16 protein-coding genes are annotated in these 17,233 nt (G+C 65.7%); 6 read left to right on the top strand and 10 right to left on the bottom strand.

Annotation, left to right across the window (positions count from 1 at the left end; all coding sequences use genetic code 11):
- Positions 1-112 precede the first annotated feature (112 nt).
- The 4 genes from AB4Y94_RS09240 to AB4Y94_RS09225 all read right to left on the bottom strand — a co-directional run bounded on the left by AB4Y94_RS09240 (position 113) and on the right by AB4Y94_RS09225 (position 3,277).
- Complete coding sequence (locus AB4Y94_RS09240; protein WP_441727442.1) at positions 113-589, bottom strand: SRPBCC family protein; 477 nt, start codon at positions 587-589, stop codon at positions 113-115.
- 156 nt (positions 590-745) lie between these two features.
- A complete protein-coding gene (gene dapC, locus AB4Y94_RS09235) occupies positions 746-1,843 on the bottom strand; it encodes a succinyldiaminopimelate transaminase (RefSeq protein ID WP_441727440.1) in 1,098 nt (365 codons plus the stop codon).
- 14 nt (positions 1,844-1,857) lie between these two features.
- Positions 1,858-2,181 (bottom strand): ferredoxin, encoded by a 324-nt coding sequence (gene fdxA, locus AB4Y94_RS09230; RefSeq protein WP_441727439.1) that lies wholly within the window; start codon positions 2,179-2,181, stop codon positions 1,858-1,860.
- Between the two features lie 55 nt (positions 2,182-2,236).
- Positions 2,237-3,277, bottom strand: a complete 1,041-nt coding sequence (locus AB4Y94_RS09225; protein ID WP_441727438.1) for a PIG-L deacetylase family protein — start codon at positions 3,275-3,277, stop codon at positions 2,237-2,239.
- 149 nt (positions 3,278-3,426) lie between these two features.
- Between AB4Y94_RS09225 and efeU the strand changes: the two genes are divergently transcribed.
- The 3 genes from efeU (at position 3,427) to efeB (ending at position 6,904) form a co-directional block, all read left to right on the top strand.
- Positions 3,427-4,287, top strand: coding sequence for an iron uptake transporter permease EfeU (gene efeU / locus AB4Y94_RS09220; protein ID WP_441727436.1), 861 nt, complete (start codon positions 3,427-3,429; stop codon positions 4,285-4,287).
- 51 nt (positions 4,288-4,338) lie between these two features.
- Positions 4,339-5,508, top strand: coding sequence for an iron uptake system protein EfeO (gene efeO / locus AB4Y94_RS09215; RefSeq protein WP_441727435.1), 1,170 nt, complete (start codon positions 4,339-4,341; stop codon positions 5,506-5,508).
- Positions 5,509-5,572: 64 nt separating this feature from the next.
- On the top strand, positions 5,573-6,904 hold the full coding sequence (efeB, locus tag AB4Y94_RS09210) for an iron uptake transporter deferrochelatase/peroxidase subunit (protein WP_441727433.1): 1,332 nt from the start codon (positions 5,573-5,575) through the stop codon (positions 6,902-6,904).
- Between the two features lie 115 nt (positions 6,905-7,019).
- Here efeB and AB4Y94_RS09205 read toward each other — a convergent pair whose 3' ends face one another.
- Together AB4Y94_RS09205 and typA are read right to left on the bottom strand one after the other, a co-directional pair.
- Positions 7,020-7,484: a hypothetical protein gene (locus AB4Y94_RS09205; protein WP_441727431.1), complete on the bottom strand. Its 465-nt coding sequence runs from the start codon at positions 7,482-7,484 to the stop codon at positions 7,020-7,022.
- A gap of 117 nt (positions 7,485-7,601) precedes the next feature.
- Entirely contained in the window at positions 7,602-9,512 is a 1,911-nt protein-coding gene (gene typA, locus AB4Y94_RS09200; RefSeq protein ID WP_441727429.1) for a translational GTPase TypA, read from the bottom strand.
- Between the two features lie 166 nt (positions 9,513-9,678).
- On the opposite strand from typA, the gene AB4Y94_RS09195 reads away from it, so the two are divergent.
- On the top strand, positions 9,679-10,248 hold the full coding sequence (locus AB4Y94_RS09195; RefSeq protein ID WP_441727428.1) for a PH domain-containing protein: 570 nt from the start codon (positions 9,679-9,681) through the stop codon (positions 10,246-10,248).
- A gap of 66 nt (positions 10,249-10,314) precedes the next feature.
- On the opposite strand, the gene AB4Y94_RS09190 is transcribed toward AB4Y94_RS09195, so the two are convergent.
- From AB4Y94_RS09190 to AB4Y94_RS09175, 4 genes are all read right to left on the bottom strand, one after another.
- Positions 10,315-12,075, bottom strand: a complete 1,761-nt coding sequence (locus tag AB4Y94_RS09190) for a dipeptide ABC transporter ATP-binding protein (RefSeq protein WP_441727427.1) — start codon at positions 12,073-12,075, stop codon at positions 10,315-10,317.
- The gene (locus AB4Y94_RS09185; RefSeq protein WP_441727426.1) at positions 12,072-13,010 is read right to left on the bottom strand and encodes an ABC transporter permease; all 939 of its coding nucleotides are present in this window, start codon (positions 13,008-13,010) and stop codon (positions 12,072-12,074) included. Before AB4Y94_RS09185 ends, AB4Y94_RS09190 begins: the two co-directional genes overlap by 4 nt.
- On the bottom strand, positions 13,000-13,929 hold the full coding sequence (locus AB4Y94_RS09180) for an ABC transporter permease (RefSeq protein WP_441727425.1): 930 nt from the start codon (positions 13,927-13,929) through the stop codon (positions 13,000-13,002). The genes AB4Y94_RS09185 and AB4Y94_RS09180 overlap by 11 nt, the downstream gene beginning before the upstream one ends.
- 216 nt (positions 13,930-14,145) lie before the next feature.
- On the bottom strand, positions 14,146-15,768 hold the full coding sequence (locus AB4Y94_RS09175; protein ID WP_441727424.1) for a peptide ABC transporter substrate-binding protein: 1,623 nt from the start codon (positions 15,766-15,768) through the stop codon (positions 14,146-14,148).
- Between the two features lie 271 nt (positions 15,769-16,039).
- On the opposite strand from AB4Y94_RS09175, the gene AB4Y94_RS09170 reads away from it, so the two are divergent.
- Both AB4Y94_RS09170 and AB4Y94_RS09165 read left to right on the top strand, forming a co-directional pair.
- Positions 16,040-16,435 carry a thiol-disulfide oxidoreductase DCC family protein gene (locus AB4Y94_RS09170; RefSeq protein ID WP_441727423.1) on the top strand — a complete coding sequence of 132 codons (396 nt, stop codon included), beginning with the start codon at positions 16,040-16,042 and terminating at the stop codon, positions 16,433-16,435.
- A complete protein-coding gene (locus AB4Y94_RS09165; RefSeq protein WP_441727422.1) occupies positions 16,432-17,229 on the top strand; it encodes a CPBP family intramembrane glutamic endopeptidase in 798 nt (265 codons plus the stop codon). Before AB4Y94_RS09170 ends, AB4Y94_RS09165 begins: the two co-directional genes overlap by 4 nt.
- Positions 17,230-17,233 lie beyond the last annotated feature (4 nt).

Genomic DNA, 17,233 nt, shown 5'->3' with positions numbered 1-17,233 from the left:
CTGGCGCACTGACTGGATGGGGCAACAGGCCGGCTGATGGCTGTCGGCGAGTTATACGATGCGAAGCGGCAACGGCCCAGCCGACGGTCGAGGGCCACCGGACCTGTCGGTGCTACCAGCCGGGCGAGGGCTGGGCATGCGCGATCAGCTGCTCGTCGAGATGCGCCAGAATGGTCGGCCAGGCCTCGGCGTGCTGCTCAGCGAGTTCAGCGGTGGGAAAGCCAGCGTGCCGCAGGAACAGCCGTGTTCCGTCGCCCTTGGGCACGAATTCGACGGTCACAAGCGTCTCTGCACCAAGGGTGCCAGACGTCACCCATGTGAGTTGCACCAACCTGTCCGGCTCCAACTGCAGGAACCTCCCGTAGTGCGGGTGGCGGGAGTTCGCGTGCTCGGTCTCGAAGAAGAAGGCGGCATTGACCTCAGCGTGCATCGATACCGAGCCCGGCGCAGCGAACCACAGCTCGAACCACTGCGTCCACGCGTCGAAAAGCTCCGAGGGCTGCGACACCATGTCACGTTCGATGGTGAGTTCATGCGGCCGGCCTGACAGGTCCGGTACCCGGCGAGGCGGAACGTGTGGCTCACTCATTGGCTGCTCCTCATCTCGACGCCAGCCTATCCCCGGGGACCAGCGGTCACGCCAGCGGAAGTCACCGACTCGCCAGACCAGCCGCTCGCCAGACCAGCCGCTCACCAGATCAACGACGCACCGGGCCAGCGACCCACCAGAACAGCGGATCAGCCGCTACGCCCGCAGACGCTCCGCCGCCGCCGCGATCCGCTCATCCGTCGCGGTCAGCGAGAAGCGCACATGCTGCGGGAAGAGGTCCCCATAAAAATGGCCAGGTCCGGCGAGGATACCGAGATCGGCCAACCGGCCGATCGACTCCCATCCGTCGACGCCCTCCGTCGCCCACAGGTACAGCCCTGCTTCGCTGTGGTCTATCCGGAATCCTGCCGCCTCCAGGGCGGGCTTCAACACGGCCCGTCGCGAGCGGTACAGCGAGCGCTGCACCGAGACGTGCTCGTCGTCTCCGAGCGCCACGACCATCGCAGCCTGGAGTGGAGCCGGCAGCATCAGCCCGGCGTGCTTCCGCACGGTGAGGAGCCGACCGAGCACGGTGCTGCAGCCAGCAGCGAACGCCGCCCGGTAACCCGCCATGTTCGACTGCTTGCTCAGCGAATAGATGGCCAGCACATTGTGCCGGTTGCCCTCGATGACCCGGGGGTCAAGGATGCTGGGAATCCGGTCTTCGGACCAGGCACCGTCCCAGCCGAGTTCGGCGTAACACTCGTCGCTGACGATCACGGCGTCCAACTCGCGTGCCCGCGCGACGGCTGCCCGCAGCTCGGCCACCCCGAGAACCCGGCCATCCGGATTGCCGGGGCTGTTCAGCCAGATCAGCTTGGTCGTCGACGGCCACTGTGCCGGATCGTCGGACGCGAGGGCTTCGGCACCTGCCATGGCCGCACCGATCGCATACGTCGGGTAGGCGGCCCGGGGGTGCACGATCGTGTCACCCTCGCCGATCCCGAGCATGAACGGCAGCAGCGCCACAAGCTCTTTCGACCCGATGGTCGGTAGCACGTGCGCCGGAGTGAGGCCGGTCACGCCGCGGCGGCGCTCGTACCATTCGACGATCGCCTGCTGCAGCGCCGGAGTACCCGCCGTCTGAGGGTAAGAGTGCGCGTCGGTCGCAGCGGCCAGCGACTGCCGGATGATCTCGGGGGTGGCATCCACCGGCGAACCGATCGACAGGTCGACGATGCCGCCGTCATGGGCGCGGGCGCGTTCGGCGTACGGGACCATCTGGTCCCACGGGTAGTCGGGCAGCGGCTTCAAGCGCGAGCCGGCAGTTAGTGCTGAACCTGGGGCGGCAACACCGAGATGACCGGGTGGTCCTTCGGGATGACGCCGATCTTGGCTGCGCCACCGGGCGAACCGATGTCGTCGAAGAACTCCACGTTCGCCTTGTAGTAGTCGGCCCATTGCTCGGGCAGGTCATCCTCGTAGTAGATGGCCTCCACAGGACAGACCGGCTCACAGGCTCCGCAGTCGACGCACTCGTCAGGGTGGATGTACAAAGAGCGTTCGCCCTCGTAGATGCAGTCGACGGGGCATTCATCGATGCAGGCGCGGTCTTTGACATCGACACAAGGAAGAGCGATGACGTAAGTCACAGTGGTCGATTTCCCTTCCCGAGGTGGAAACCCAGTCTATGCCTTCGCGTGGGTCTCAGCGCTTCGCTGGCAGCTTTGGCCACGCCACAACCAGGGCTGCCACGAGTGCCGGCACAACCGTCCACAGCGTGCCGGTCAAACCAGCCGGCACCAACACCGAACCGCCCGTGCTTCGCAGGGAGAGGACAAACACAGTACCGAGCAGGCCCAGGGCCGCCAGCAGCACCGCCATCCGATCATGCAATAGCAATCGCAATCCCACCAGGAGCGCGGCGGCTCCGATGAGCGCGAGCGCCAGACCGACAGGGATCGCAGTTGCCGCCACCGTGATCGTCGCCTGGTGCGCCACCGTGCCGAGCACTCCGTACAACGCGCCGGCGAACAGCGCGAAAACCGCCGTGACCAGTCGGCCAACCGCGGTCGCGCGTGCCTCCGGCGCCGGACCGGCCGCTGGCTCCAGCCGCAGGTAGGTTTCGGTTCCGGTGATGGCCTGCAACACCCCGTCCGGCCGCAGCACCGCACCGTCCTTGATGCTCCAGCGGCTCCGGTAGGCAGCGACTGCCCTCGTCTTCTGTCCCACCTCATCGCTCACATCAATCGCCGTGAGCCGTTTCCCCACGTCATCAGACATCCGCCGGCTGAGGAAGACCGGCACGCCCAGGCTATTCGCCGCTGCCGTCGCAGCATCAAGCAGGGGCTCTGCTGCCGTGACGACCACGAGTGCGGTCGGCTGCACGTCCGCGAGCAACTCGGTCACCGTGGCCACCACCTGGCCGCGTCGCGTGGTGCCGTCAACGGATGCCGCGGACAGCATCCGTCGATCACTCACGTCGAGCTCGGCGCACGCCGCCTCCAGCTCCGCCTCCCGCTCTGCGTCCAGCTCGGCTGAGTCGGCGTCTGACGCTGACCCTGTCCCTGTCGCCGTCACGGACCCTGACACCGTCGCGGACACCCCGGGCGCTACGCCCCCGAACACCAGGACGACGCGGGCATCCTCCGACCGCAGCCGAGCGATGGTCCCGCCGGCGAACAGTGATTCGTCTCCCGGACGGTCGCAGATGAAGACGACGCGTTCGTCGCTTCCGGACATCACCATGCTGGAGCCCTATTCGTCCTATTGCACCTGCTAAATCGCGGGCAACCGTCCCGCCGAAGGAATCCTAGCTGGACAGCGCCGTATATCCCGGGTTACAGTCGAGTTGTAAGGTTAGCCTTACCATCCCCGACCTTGACCAGGAAAGACTCGTGCTCGCAAACTATCTGATCGGCCTGCGCGAAGGTCTCGAAGCCGCACTCATCGTCACCATCCTCATCGCGTACCTCGTGAAGATCGGGCGGAAAGACGTGCTCGGGCGCATCTGGGTGGGAGTCGGGCTTGCCGTGCTCCTCGCCCTCGGCGTCGGCGCGATCCTCACATTCGGCACCTACGGCCTGTCATTCACGGCCCAGGAGGCCATCGGCGGAACACTGTCCATCGTCGCAACGGGCTTTGTCACCTGGATGGTGTTCTGGATGCTGCGCACCGCACGCGACCTCAAGGGCCACCTGCAGTCGAACATCGACCAGCACCTGGTCGGCGCGGGAGTGGGGCTGGTCCTAGTCGCTTTCCTCGCCGTCGGACGTGAGGGCATCGAAACAGCGCTCTTTATTTGGGCCGCAGTGCAGGCAAGCGGCGAGACCACATTCCCGCTTCTGGGCGCCGCCCTCGGCATCATCACAGCGGTCGGCCTCGGCTGGCTGATCTACAAAGGAATGCTACGCATCAACCTGGCGAAATTCTTCACCTGGACCGGCGGCATCCTCATCATCGTCGCGGCCGGCGTGCTCGCGTATGGCGTGCACGACCTCCAGGAAGCCGGCATCCTCCCCGGACTCCACAGCCTCGCCTTCGACGTGAGCGCCGCGATCCCACCGGACAGCTGGTACGGCACCATCCTCAAGGGCACCCTCAACTTCTCGCCGGCGACCACCTGGCTTGAACTGGCGGTCTGGATCGCCTACGTCGCGCCAACCCTGACCCTCTTCATCGTGAAGAGCCGACAGGGCAAGCGACCGGCTCCCGCGTCACCACGCGTCGCCACTCCGGCATCCGTCGGCGCCGTCTAGACACGACGACCCACCCTCAGCACTCACCATCACCCCACCAGAAGGACACCTATGCGCGCTCGTCTCCCCCTCCTCGCCGCGGCGTCGCTCAGTGGCCTGCTCGCCCTGACCGGCTGCGTAGCCAACGGCGGCAGCAGCGCCGCGACCCACAAGGCCCTCACCGTGGAGAGCACATCCAGCGCCTGTATCGTCTCGGATTCAGAGGCTCCGGCCGGAAGCGTGCGGTTCACCGTTACGAACTCCGGAGACCAGGTCACCGAGTTCTACCTGCTCGGGGATGACGGCCTGCGGATCGTCGGCGAAGTGGAGAACATCGGCCCTGGCCTCAGCCGTGACCTGGTCGTGCAGCTCGCCGAAGGCTCATACTTCACCGCCTGCAAGCCGGGCATGACCGGTGACGGCATCGGCAAGACGAAATTCACCGTCACCAAGTCCGATGCGGCCGGCGGCCTGAACGTCGACCTGGCGGCGCAGATCGCCACCGCCAACACGAACTACGCCTCCTACGTCCAGGACCAGGTGGACCAGTTGCTGGCCGGCACGCGCGACTTCGCCGCGGCATACACGGCCGCTGACGACGACGACGCACGCGCCCTCTACGCGCCCACTCGCGCGCACTGGGAGCGCGTTGAGACGATCGCCGAATCCTTCGGCGACCTCGACCCGAAACTGGACCTGCGCGAAGCCGACCTCGAAGAGGGCCAGGAGTGGACCGGCTGGCACGCCATTGAGAAGGACCTCTGGCCCGCCAACGCGGAACCGGGCTTCCAGCCGTACGCCCCGGAGCAGCGAAAGCACCTGGCCGACCTTCTCGTGTCCGACACCGAAACCCTGGACAGCAAGGTGCACGGGCTCACGTTCACGCTGGCCCAGCAGACCAACGGCGCAATCGGACTGCTCGACGAGGTTGCCAGCGGCAAGGTCACCGGCGAAGAGGAGTTCTGGTCCCACACCGACCTCTGGGACTTCCAGGCCAACATCGACGGCGCGAAGGTGCTTTACGCCGGCGTGCGCGACATTGTCAAGGAGAAGGACTCGACGCTGGCCCGCACCCTTGACCGCGAATTCGCCGCCCTCCAAAGCCTGCTCGACGCCCAGCGCGTCGGCGACGGCTTCAAGCTCTACACCGAGCTCAGCACCGGCGAGATCAAGGGTCTCTCCGACCAGGTGAACGCCCTCGCCGAACCGCTGAACCAGCTCACAGCGAAACTCGTCCTTTAGAACTGGTGACTGAGCTAGAACTGGTGACTGAGCTAGAACTGGTGACTGAGCGACGGATGCCCCGATGACCGACCCCGCAACGCCGAACGACCCACAGCGCTCCGGCGTCCCGGCCGGCACGGGAGAGACCAGTGAGCGCGGCCTCTCCCGCCGCGGGTTGCTCGGCCTGGCCGGCGCCGGCGTGGCCGGCCTCGGCCTCGGTATCGCCGGCGACCGCGCGGCTATCGCCGTGACCGGCGGCGTCGGTGCCGCGTCTGACTCGGCGCTCTACCCGTTCTACGGTGCGCACCAGGCTGGAATCGTCACCCCGGCGCAGGACCGCTTGCACTTCGCCGCGTTCGACATGGCCGCCGGTGCTACCAGGGTCGACCTGATGGAGCTACTCCGCGAGTGGAGCGCCGCGGCAGCCATGATGACCGCCGGCAAGGACATCGGCGACTTCGGCGCCGTGAGCGGCCCCTACGACGCCCCACCGGAAGACACCGGCGAAGCCCTGGGCCTCCCTGCATCCGGGCTCACCATCACGTTCGGGTTCGGCCCGACGCTGTTCGCGACAGCGGATGGCGTCGACCGGTTCGGGATCGCCGGGTCGCGTCCAGCGGCGCTCACGAAACTCCCGCATTTCCCCGGCGACATGCTCGAGGAGGGTCGGAGCGACGGCGACCTGTGCATCCAGGCCTGCGCCAACGACCCGCAGGTGGCCGTTCACGCCATCCGCAACCTCTCCCGCATCGCATTCGGCCGCGCCGCCATCCGCTGGTCGCAGCTCGGGTTCGGTCGTACGTCATCCACGAGCACGGCGCAGGCCACCCCGCGGAACCTCTTCGGTTTCAAGGACGGCACCGCGAACATCAAGGCTGAGGAACCCGGCGCCGCCGACGAGCAGGTCTGGGTGCCGAGTTCCGACGGCCCCGCCTGGCTGGCCGGCGGGTCCTACCTGGTCGCCCGGCGCATCCGCATGACCATCGAAACCTGGGACCGCAGCATCCTCAGCGAGCAGGAGACGGTGATCGGGCGCACCAAGGGCGAGGGCGCACCCCTGTCGGGTGGGACCGAGTTCAGCGAGCCCGACTTCACGGTCGCCGGCCGCGAGGACAAGCCGCTGATCGACCCGGCGTCACACGTGCGGCTCGCGCACCCGACGGAGAACAAAGGAGCCAGGCTGCTGCGCCGCGGTTACAACTTCGTGGACGGCAACGACGCCCTCGGCCGGCTCGATGCCGGGCTGTTCTTCATCAGCTTCCAGCGTTCCCCCGAACAGTTCACCACTGTGCAGCTGAATCTGGCGCGCCACGACATGATGAACGAATACATCCGTCACGTCGGCTCGGCGTTGTTCGTGGTGCCGCCCGGTGCGCGGTCCGGCGGTTACGTCGGCGAGACGCTGTTCTCCTGACCCACACTGCTCTGACGACCGCGAGTGCGGCCAAATGGTCGCCTTGGACGCCGTCATGGCGGCAATTTGACCGCACTCGCTGCTCAGAGCGGCGCGAGCGCGGCGCGACCGCAAGCTAACCGGTCGTCACCCCTGCTTCGACCGGCGTCACCGTGTAGAGCACCCCGTCGGCGCTGCCGGCGACCAGCACGCCGTAGTGATCGTTCTTCACGGCCACCACGCCGACCTCGCCGCCCGATGTCGCGGCGTCCGTGTCGACGACGAAACCGGCGTCCTCCAGCTGTTTCCTGGCATCCGCCAGCGGGTCGGCTGCTTCGGACTTGATGGTGACCACCCAGCCCTTCTCCCCGTCGGAGGAGCCGCCGGCCCCGAACAGGATCTTCCCGTCGATGACGGGGACCTCGCTCGGCCAGCCCTTCGGCAGCTTGCCGCCGAGGCTGACCTCGCCGCCGGTGGCGCCCTGCACCGCACCGTTGATGGCGCTCTCAACGGAGCCGAAGCATCCGCTCAGCAATGGAACACTCACGCAGGCGAACACGATCGCGAGCGGAACACTGACCGCTCTTCTCACCCTGTACATGGCGCAAGTTTACGCGCCGGCTGCCCCGCCGCACCCCCCACGCGAAAACGCAGTTGTTGGGTCTAAACCATAGGTAATAGACCCAACAACTGCGTTTTCGGCGAGAAGAGGGAGGGGTTAGACGGCGTCCTGCTTCTTCAGACGGCTGGTGTTGCGAGCGCGAGCGGATGCCGCCAGCTCGACCTTGCGAATTCGCACCATGGCCGGCGTCACCTCGACGCACTCGTCTTCACGGGCGAACTCGAGGCACTCCTCCAGGGTCAGCTGGCGCGACGGCGTCATCGACTCGAAGGTGTCGGAGGTGGACTGACGCATGTTGGTCAGCTTCTTCTCCTTGGTGATGTTCACGTCCATGTCGTCGGCGCGCGAGTTCTCGCCGATCACCATGCCCTCGTAGACCTCTTCGGTCGGGTTGACGAAGAACGTCATCCGCTCCTGGAGGGCGATGATGGCGAACGGGGTGACCACACCGGACCGGTCGGCGACGATCGAACCGTTGTTCCGGGTGGTGATGGTGCCGGCCCAGGCCTCGTAGCCGTGGAAGATGGCGTTGGCGATGCCGGTTCCGCGGGTGTCCGTGAGGAACTGGGTGCGGAAGCCGATCAAGCCGCGGGAGGGAACGATGAACTCCATGCGAACCCAGCCGGTGCCGTGGTTCGCCATGTTCTCCATGCGTCCCTTGCGGGCGGCCAGAAGCTGCGTGATCGCGCCGAGGTATTCTTCGGGCGAGTCGATGGTGAGGTGCTCATACGGCTCGTGGACCTTGCCGTCGACCTTCTTCACGACCACCTGCGGCTTGCCGACCGTGAGCTCGAAGCCTTCACGGCGCATCTGCTCGACCAGGATGGCGAGGGCGAGTTCGCCACGGCCCTGCACTTCCCAGGCGTCCGGGCGTCCGATGTCGACGACCTTGAGCGAGACGTTACCGACCAGTTCGCGGTCGAGGCGGTCCTTCACCATGCGGGCGGTGAGCTTGTGGCCCTTGACCTTTCCCATCAGTGGCGAGGTGTTGGTGCCGATCGTCATCGAGATGGCGGGCTGGTCGACCGTGATGGTCGGCAGCGGGCGCACGTCATCGGGGTCGGCGAGGGTCTCACCGATGGTGATGTCCTCGAAACCGGCGACGGCGACGATGTCGCCAGGGCCCGCGCTGTCGGTCGGGTAGCGGTCCAGCGCCTTGGTGATCAGCAATTCGGTCACGCGCACGTTGTGCACGGATCCGTCGTGCTTGACCCAGGCCACCGTCTGGCCCTTCCGGATCGTGCCGTTGAAGACACGGAGGAGTGCGAGGCGGCCGAGGAACGGGCTGGCGTCGAGGTTGGTGACGTGCGCCTGCAGCGGGTGCTCGTCATCATAGGTCGGGGCCGGGATGTGCTTGAGGATCGCGTCGAACAGCGGCTCGAGGTCGTCGTTGTCTGGCAGCACGCCGTTCTCCGGCTTGTTCCAGCTCGCGGCGCCGTTACGGCCCGACGCGTAGACGACGGGAACGTCGAGGATGGCGTCGAGGTCGAGGTCGGGGTGCTCGTCTGCCATGTCGCTGGCGAGGCCGAGGAGGAGGTCCTGGCTCTCGGCGACGACCTCGTCGATGCGTGCGTCGGGGCGGTCGGTCTTGTTGACCAGCAGGATCACGGGATGCTTGGCCTCAAGGGCCTTGCGCAGCACGAAGCGGGTCTGCGGAAGCGGGCCCTCACTGGCGTCCACCAGCAGCACGACGCCGTCGACCATGGACAGGCCGCGCTCGACCTCGCCACCGAAGTCGGCGTGGCCGGGGGTGTCGATCACGTTGATCGTGATCGGGCCGTCGGTGGCGTGGATGCCCTTGTACGAGATCGCCGTGTTCTTGGCGAGGATGGTGATGCCCTTTTCGCGCTCGAGCTCGTTGGAGTCCATGGCGCGCTCGTCCACGTGTGAGTGCTCGGCGAACGAGTTGGTCTGGTTGAGCATCGCGTCGACCAGGGTGGTCTTTCCGTGGTCGACGTGGGCCACGATCGCTACGTTTCGAAGGTTATTGCGCGTGGCAATCGCCATAAAAGAAATCCTCACAAGGGATGGGAGCCGCAGGATGTCACGTGCGGCAAAGAAAATGAATAAATGGTCACAATGGGACCCGACGGACTATCCTACCGCACTCTTGCAACCCGGGCTTGCGGTCGTCGCTTCACGCCGGCTCACGCTCATCTGCGAAGCTGGTCTCATGACGCCTCTGCCCTACCGTTACCGCCCACTGTTCGGACGCGTCCTCACCGCCGCCGTGGCCGTGATCTGCGTCGTCGGCATCGTCGGCCTGGTCGTACTCGGCGACTGGGCGAGCCTCTGGCCGACGCTCTGGCCGCTCCTCTTCTTTGCGGTGCTCGTTTACGCCTTGTTCTGGCGCCCGGTCATCTCGATCGACGAGCGCGGGATCACCGTGGTGAACGTGCTCCGCACGGTCTTCCTCCCGTGGGCGGCGCTGGAACGCATCGATACCCGTTACACGCTCACGCTTTACACGCCGACGCGCAAAGTGCCCGTCTGGGCCGCCCCCGGGCCAACCGCCCGCCGCAGCACGGCCAGCGAGCGTGGTGTGGGCGGAGACAGCAGCACGGCAGGCCCCGCATCGCTCCGAATCGCCAACGTGGTGACCGAACAGTGGGACGCCCTCCGCGACGGCGGGGCGCTGACCGAATCTGACCCTGAAACCGGCGTCACGGTCCGGACCCACTGGATCACGCTCGCTGCCCTGGCCCTGCTCCTTGTCGCGTCCATTGTGAGCGCGCTGGCCTGACCACCCTGTGCGTCGGTGGTCGAGTTCGCCGAGACCTGGATCTGGACGAGCTCGACCACCGATGAATCAGACCCCGAGCGTGAGGTTCGCCCCGGGGATGGCGTCCAGCAGGTCGCGGGTGTACTGCTCCTGCGGGTTGTCGAAGACCTGGTCGACCGAGGAGGACTCCACGATCTTGCCCTTCTTCATCACGCACACCTGGTCGGCGATCACACGCACGACCGCCAGGTCGTGGGTGATGAACAGGTAGGTGAGGCCGAGCTCAGACTGCAGCTCAGCCAACAGGCTCAGGATCTGCGCCTGTACCAGGACGTCGAGCGCCGAGACTGCCTCGTCGAGGATGACGATCTCCGGCTTCAGCGCCAGGGCCCTGGCGATGGCGACGCGCTGGCGCTGCCCGCCGGAAAGCTCGTTCGGGTACCGGGTGGCCAATGCTGACGGCAGGGCGACCTGGTCGAGCAACTCGTCCACGCGCTTCCTGCGGGAGGCGCGGTCCCCGACCTTGTGCACCAGCAACGGTTCGGAGATGGTGTTCCCGATGTTGCGCAGCGGGTCGAGGGAGCCGTACGGGTCCTGGAACACCGGCTGCATCTTGCGGCGCAGCTCAAGGAGCTTGCGTCCCTTGAGCGGCGCGATGTCGTTGCCGCCGATCTCGATCTGCCCGCTGGTTGCGTCTTCCAAGCGCAGCAGGAGCTTGGCCACGGTCGACTTGCCCGAACCGGACTCCCCCACCAGTGCCATCGTCGTGCCGCGCTCAACCGAGAACGAGACATCGTCGACGGCCTTGAAGTGCTTGCCCTCTCCCCGCTCGCCGCGGATCTTGAAGACCTTGGTGAGCGAGTCGACCACGATGGCGGACTCCGCGGTGTGGGTTTCGGCCTGCTTCTCGGCTCGCAGCTCGGCGGCCTCGATCAGGTCGACGCTGGCACCGGCATCCGTCGGCCGGTAGCTGATGGCGCCGAGGCTCGCACTGGCGGACTGGATCCGGCGCGACGCCAGGCTCGGGGCCGCGGCCACGAGTCGCTGCGTGTACGGGTGGATCGGGTTCTCGAGGATCTCCCGGGACGGCCCGGACTCGACGACCTTGCCCTTGTACATGACCACAAGTTGCTCGGCGCGTTCCGCGGCCAGGCCGAGGTCGTGCGTGATGAACAGCACGGCCGTGCCGAGGTCGCGGGTGAGCGTCTCGAGGTGGTCCAGGATGATCCGCTGCACGGTGACGTCGAGCGCAGAAGTGGGCTCATCGGCGATGAGCAGCTTCGGCCGCGACGACAGCCCCATTCCGATCAGCACCCGCTGGCGCATACCGCCGGAGAACTGGTGCGGGAACTGGCGCATCCGCTTGTCGGCGTCGGCGAGGCCGGCTTCCTTCAGCACCTGGATGGCGTGCTTCTTGACCTCCTTGCCGCTGGCGATGCCGTTCGCACGGATCGCCTCCTCCACCTGGAAGCCGATGCTCCACACCGGGTTGAGGTTGGACATCGGGTCCTGCGGCACGAAGCCGATCTCACGACCACGCACCTCTTCCATCTCTTTTTCATCGAGCTTGGTGAGGTCGCGGCCCTGGAAGAGCACTTCACCACCCGAGATCCGGCCGGAGCCGGGCAACAGGTTGATGATCGCGTGGGCCGTTGTCGACTTGCCGGAGCCGGACTCGCCGACGATGGCGAGGGTCTGACCGGCGTTCAGCGTGATGTCAACGCCGTTGACGGCGGGGACCAGCCCGTTCTGGGTCTGGAAACCCACCTGAAGGTTCTTGATCTGCAGCAGTGGCTGGCCGACCGGGTAGGCTTCGGCGCTTTCGGCAATGGTCTGTGACTGGCTCAACGGAGTGCCCTCGCCTTCGGGTCGAGCGCATCCCGCACAACCTCGCCGAGCGAGATGAACGCGAACACGGTGATGGACAGCGCAATGGACGGGTAGATCAGGGTTTGCGGTGCGACCCGGAGATCGTTCTGCGCCTGGTTGATGTCATTGCCCCAGGACATGATGTCGCTTCCCAGGCCGACGCCGAGGAAGGAGAGGCTGGCTTCGGCGACGATCGCGCCGGCCAGCGAGATCGTCGTGATGACGATGACCGGGGCGATGGAGTTCGGCAGCACGTGCTTGAGGAGGATCTTGAAGCGCGAGAGCCCCAGGGCCGTCGACGCCATCACGAAGTCCGCGTTCTTCACCCTGAGGATCTCACTTCGGAGTACGCGCGCCGTTGCCGGCCACGCGAAGATACCGATGGCGAGCGAGATGCTCCACACGCTCCGATACTGCGACAGCACCGACATGATGACCACTGCGGCCAGGATGTACGGGATCGAGAAGAAGATGTCGCCCACACGGGAGAGCACCGAGTCGACCCAGCCGCCGTAGAAGCCGGCGAAGGCGCCGAAGACCAGGCCGAGGAATGTGGTCAGGATGATCACAATGATGCCGACGGTCAGTGAGGTCGACGTGCCGTGGATGATCCGCGAGTAGATGTCACAGCCCTGTTTGGTGAACCCGAGCGGGTGGCCCGCGGTGGGGCCGGCGTTGCTGTTGGCCAGGAAGCACTGGTTGTTGGGCGGCGTCTGCGTGAACAGGCCGGGCAGCAATGCGACCAGGACGACGAGCACGATCAGTGCGAACGAGATCCAGAACATCGGCCGCCCGCGGAGGTCCTGCCATGCGTCGAGCCACAGGTTGCTGCGCTTCTCGGCGACTTTGACGGCGTCGATGCTGAGTAGAGGGGTCTCCTCCAGCGGCGCGACGTAATGCGTGTTATTTGACATAGCGGATCCTTGGGTCGAGCAGACCGTAGAGCAGGTCAACGACGAGGTTGACGACGAGGTACAGCAACACCATGACGGTCACGAAGGACACGACTGTGGGGCCTTCGCCACGTCTGATGGCCTGGAAGAGGGTGTTTCCGACGCCGGGGACGTTGAAGATGCCCTCCGTGATCGTCGCACCGACGAGGAGCACACCGAAGTCCGTTGCCAGGTAGGTCACCACCGGGATGAGTGAGTTACGCAGGATGTGCACCGGGATGACGCGCCCCCGGCTGAGTCCCTTGCTGTAGGCGGTGCGCACGAAATCGAGGCCGGAGGTCTCGATCACGGACGACCGGGTCAGGCGCATCACCTGGGCGAAGCTGGCACTGGCCAGCACCAGCGCCGGCAGTATCAGGTCCTGGAGCGGAGCACCGCTGCCCACCGTTGTTCGCGCCCAGCCGAGCCAGACGCCGAAGACGTACTGTGCGACGAAGGCGATCACGAAGATCGGCAGGGAGATCAGGATCAGGCTGACCGCGAGTGAGCTTCCGTCGAACAGTTTGCCCTTGCGAAGACCGGAGACCAGGCCGACGAAGATGCCTGAGATCGCCAGGAAGATGATCGACATTATTGCCAGTCGCCCGGTGACGGGGAATGTGCGGGCCAACACCTGGTTGATCGGCTCACCGGAGAAGGAGAGCCCGAAGTCTCCGCGGAAGATGCCGCCGAGGTAGATGAAGTACTGCACGATGAACGGCTGGTCGAGGTGGTACTGCGCACGCAGCTGGGCGACCACGGCCGGGTTGGGCGTCTTGTCGCCGAAGAGGGCGAGGATCGGGTCACCCGGCATGGCGAAGACCATGAAGTAGATGAGGAAGGTGGTCCCGAGGAAAACCGGGATCGCCTGGAGAACGCGTCTGAGAATGTAGCCGGTCATGAGGCGCCTATGCCTCCGGAGCGGGGTAAGTAGTCATACGGGAATCGGAACCTAACTGTTATCGGGCGACCAGCATCCGTTCAGGCTACCTGCGCGCAAACCATGTTAGTTCTTGTCGCGTGGAGTTGGAGCATCGGTGGATGCGTTTTTCCGTGGTAGCCCGCACATGCAATGGGGGCGATGACTCAGTCATCACCCCCATTGTGTTTAGAGCGGTTACTTGCTCTTGGTGATTTCGTAGTACAGCGGCACGGAGTTCCAGCCGAAGTGCACGTTCTGCACACTCTCGCCGTAGCCACCGGTCACGTTCGAGTACCACAGCGGGATGGCCGGGAGGTCCTGCAGGAGGATCTCCTGTGCTGCCTGGAAGTCCTTGTTAGCGGCATCCAGGTCGCTTTCGGTCGACCCCTTCTTCAGCAGCGCGTCGAACTTGGGGTTCGAGTAGTCACCGTCGTTGGAGCCGGCGTTGGTCGCGTACAGCGGGCCGAGGAAGTTGAACAGACCCGGGTAGTCGGCCTGCCATCCGGTGCGGAAGGCAGTCTCGATGGTGCGGTTCGTGATCAGGGTGCGAGCTTCCTTGAACGTCGGGTACGGTGCGCCGGAGGCGTCAATACCGAGCACGTTCTTGATGCTGTTGGTCACAGCGTCGACCCAGCCCTGGTGTCCACCATCCGCGTTGTACGCGATCTGGAAGGATCCCGACCACGGGGAGATCTTGTCGGCCTGGGCCCAGAGGTCCTTCGCCTTCTTCTCGTTGAACTTCAGCACGTCGGCGCCATTGAGCTTGTCAGACCACCCGTTGATGACCGGCGACGTGAAGTCGGAGGCCGGGGTGCGGGTGCCCTGGAAGATCACCTTGGTGATCTCGGGGCGGTTGATGGCCATCGAGAGCGCCTGACGGCGGAGCTTTCCCTCTTCGCCACCGAAGTGCGCGAGGCGGTCCGGGATGGTGAACGACTGGAAGATCGCTGCCGGCTGGTTGATGGCACGGTCGCCGAGGTCGGTCTTGTAGGTGCCGTACGCGCTGTCCGGAAGAGCGTCCAGAACGTCCAGGTTGTTCGCGAGCAGGTCAGCGTACGCTGCGCCCTGGTCAGCGTAGAACTTGATCGTGAGACCGCCGTTCTGTGCCTTGCGACCACCGGTGTAGTCGTCGTTCTTGACCAGGTCGATCTGCTCGTTGTGCTTCCACGCGCTGGCGCTGGCCAGCTTGTACGGGCCGTTGCCGACCGGGTTCGCCCCGAATGCGGCCATGTCCTTGAACGCGGACGCGGGCAGCGGGTAGAACGCCGAGTAGCCGAGGCGCAGCGGGAAGTCGGCCAGCGCACTGGTCAGCGTCACGGTGAACGTGTTGTCATCGACGACCTTCAGACCGGTGAGGGGGCTGTCGGCGTCGTAGCTGAAGCCTTCGATGTCCTCGAAGAAGTAGCTGGAGAGCTGCGCGTTGCTAAGCAGGGCACCGTAGTTCCACGCGTCAACGAAGCTGTTCGACGTGATCGGCTCACCGTTGGTGAACTTCAGGCCGGACTTGATCTTGATCGTGAATGTGGTGTTGTCGTCGGTCTTGATCGAGTCGGCAACGTCGTTGTGCGGCGCGCCCTTCTCGTCGTAGTAGACCAGGCCGGCGAACATCGCGTCGAGGATCTTGCCGCCACCGGTTTCGTTGGTGTTGGTCGGGATCAACGGGTTCTGCGGTTCAGAGCCGTTCGTCGTGACGATGGCGCTGGCGTCACCGCTGCTCGACGCGGGGGCTGTTGAGCCGCCGCTGGCGCACCCGGAGAGCGTCAGGGCCCCCGCCGCTGCCAGAGCAATGGCAGCAATGCCAATTCTCTTGATTTTCAATTTTCCTCCTGTGCAAAGTGGGCGTGCAGCACGGTTTGTGGCCGCATGGTTTGGATACCGCTGAAACGCCAGTTGAAGTCGACCCTAAATCCATCGGGACGTTCCCACCAAAGCGAGGCCGGAAACGTTACCCATGAGTAACAATTCACGGATGATTATTGCGTCATTCTCACAACTCTGCAGAAATTCTTCACTTTTCTCCGAATTCCATGTAAGCAGATGCGGTCCCGAGTCGACCGCGGCGCCGACCCGGCGGTGCCAGTATTGACGTATGGCGATCGCTGGACTGCACGGCACCCCTCCCCTCCTGATATTCGATGGAGACTGCGGTTTCTGCACCACCGCTGTCGACCGGCTGGCCCGCAGTCTTCCGGCGATGCCGGCCGCAGCTCCGTACCAGTGGATCGACCTTGAACCGCACGGCCTCACCGAGGCTGACGGCGCATCGATGGTCTGGCTGGTCACCGAGGGACGGCAGTACGGGGGCGCGACAGCCGTTGCCGCCTTGCTCCGGCACCAGCCGTCGGCCGCGCTACGTTTCCTGGGCTGGCTGGCCACCGTTCCACCGTGGTCGTTGGGGGCCGACGCCGCCTACCGGCTGGTCGCCCGGTACCGTTATCGCCTTCCGGGTGGGACGCCCGCCTGCCGTGTTCCGGGCAATCGGTGACGCCGACGGCGCTCACCGAGGCCGGAGTGTCCCGGAGCGAGCGGATGCGCCGCCGCTGGGAGGTCGTGATCGTCCTCGGGTTGTCGCTCGGGGCATCCGCTGTCTATTCGATCGTCGCCATCATCGCCATGCTGACGGCGGGCAAGCCCCTGGCCGAGCAGTCGACGGCGCTGAACCGCTCGCAGTCGCAGCGGGAGTGGCTGGACTTCACCTACCAGTTCCTCGGCATCTTCTTCGAACTGTTCGCCGTGGCGCTGGTGCTCTACCTGCTCTGGCAGCCCGGGCGAAGCGCATTCCGGCGGATCGGGTTCGATTTCACCCGGCCCCGGCGGGACCTCCTCGGCGGCGTGGCCCTGCTCCTCGTGATCGGCATTCCGGGCATCGGCCTCTACCTCGCCGGGCGGGCACTGGGCATCACGGTGGCCGTGACGACCCAGCCCGACTCCGCCTACTGGTGGACCATCCCGATCCTGATCCTCTCGGCGCTCCGGTCGGCGCTCAGCGAGGAGATCATCGTGGTCGGTTACCTGTTCACCCGGCTGGCCGAGCTGGGCTGGTCGAAGTGGCGGATCATCCTCGCCTCGGCCGTGCTCCGCGGCAGCTACCACCTGTACCAGGGCGTCGGGCCGTTCGTCGGGAATGTGCTGATGGGGGTGCTGTTCGGCTGGTGCTACGCCCGCTGGGGACGCACCGCGCCCCTCGTCGTCGCGCACTGGGTGCTCGACATCGTCTCGTTCGTCGGGTACCCGCTGGCGCTGGCCTGGTGGCCGGACCTCGTCGCGCCCGCATCCTGAGTTC

This window comes from Glaciibacter sp. 2TAF33 (assembly GCF_052114945.1).
Lineage (GTDB): Bacteria > Actinomycetota > Actinomycetes > Actinomycetales > Microbacteriaceae > Cryobacterium.
Note: the sequence above shows the minus strand (reverse complement) of the source record. Positions and strands in the feature narration are given on the sequence as shown.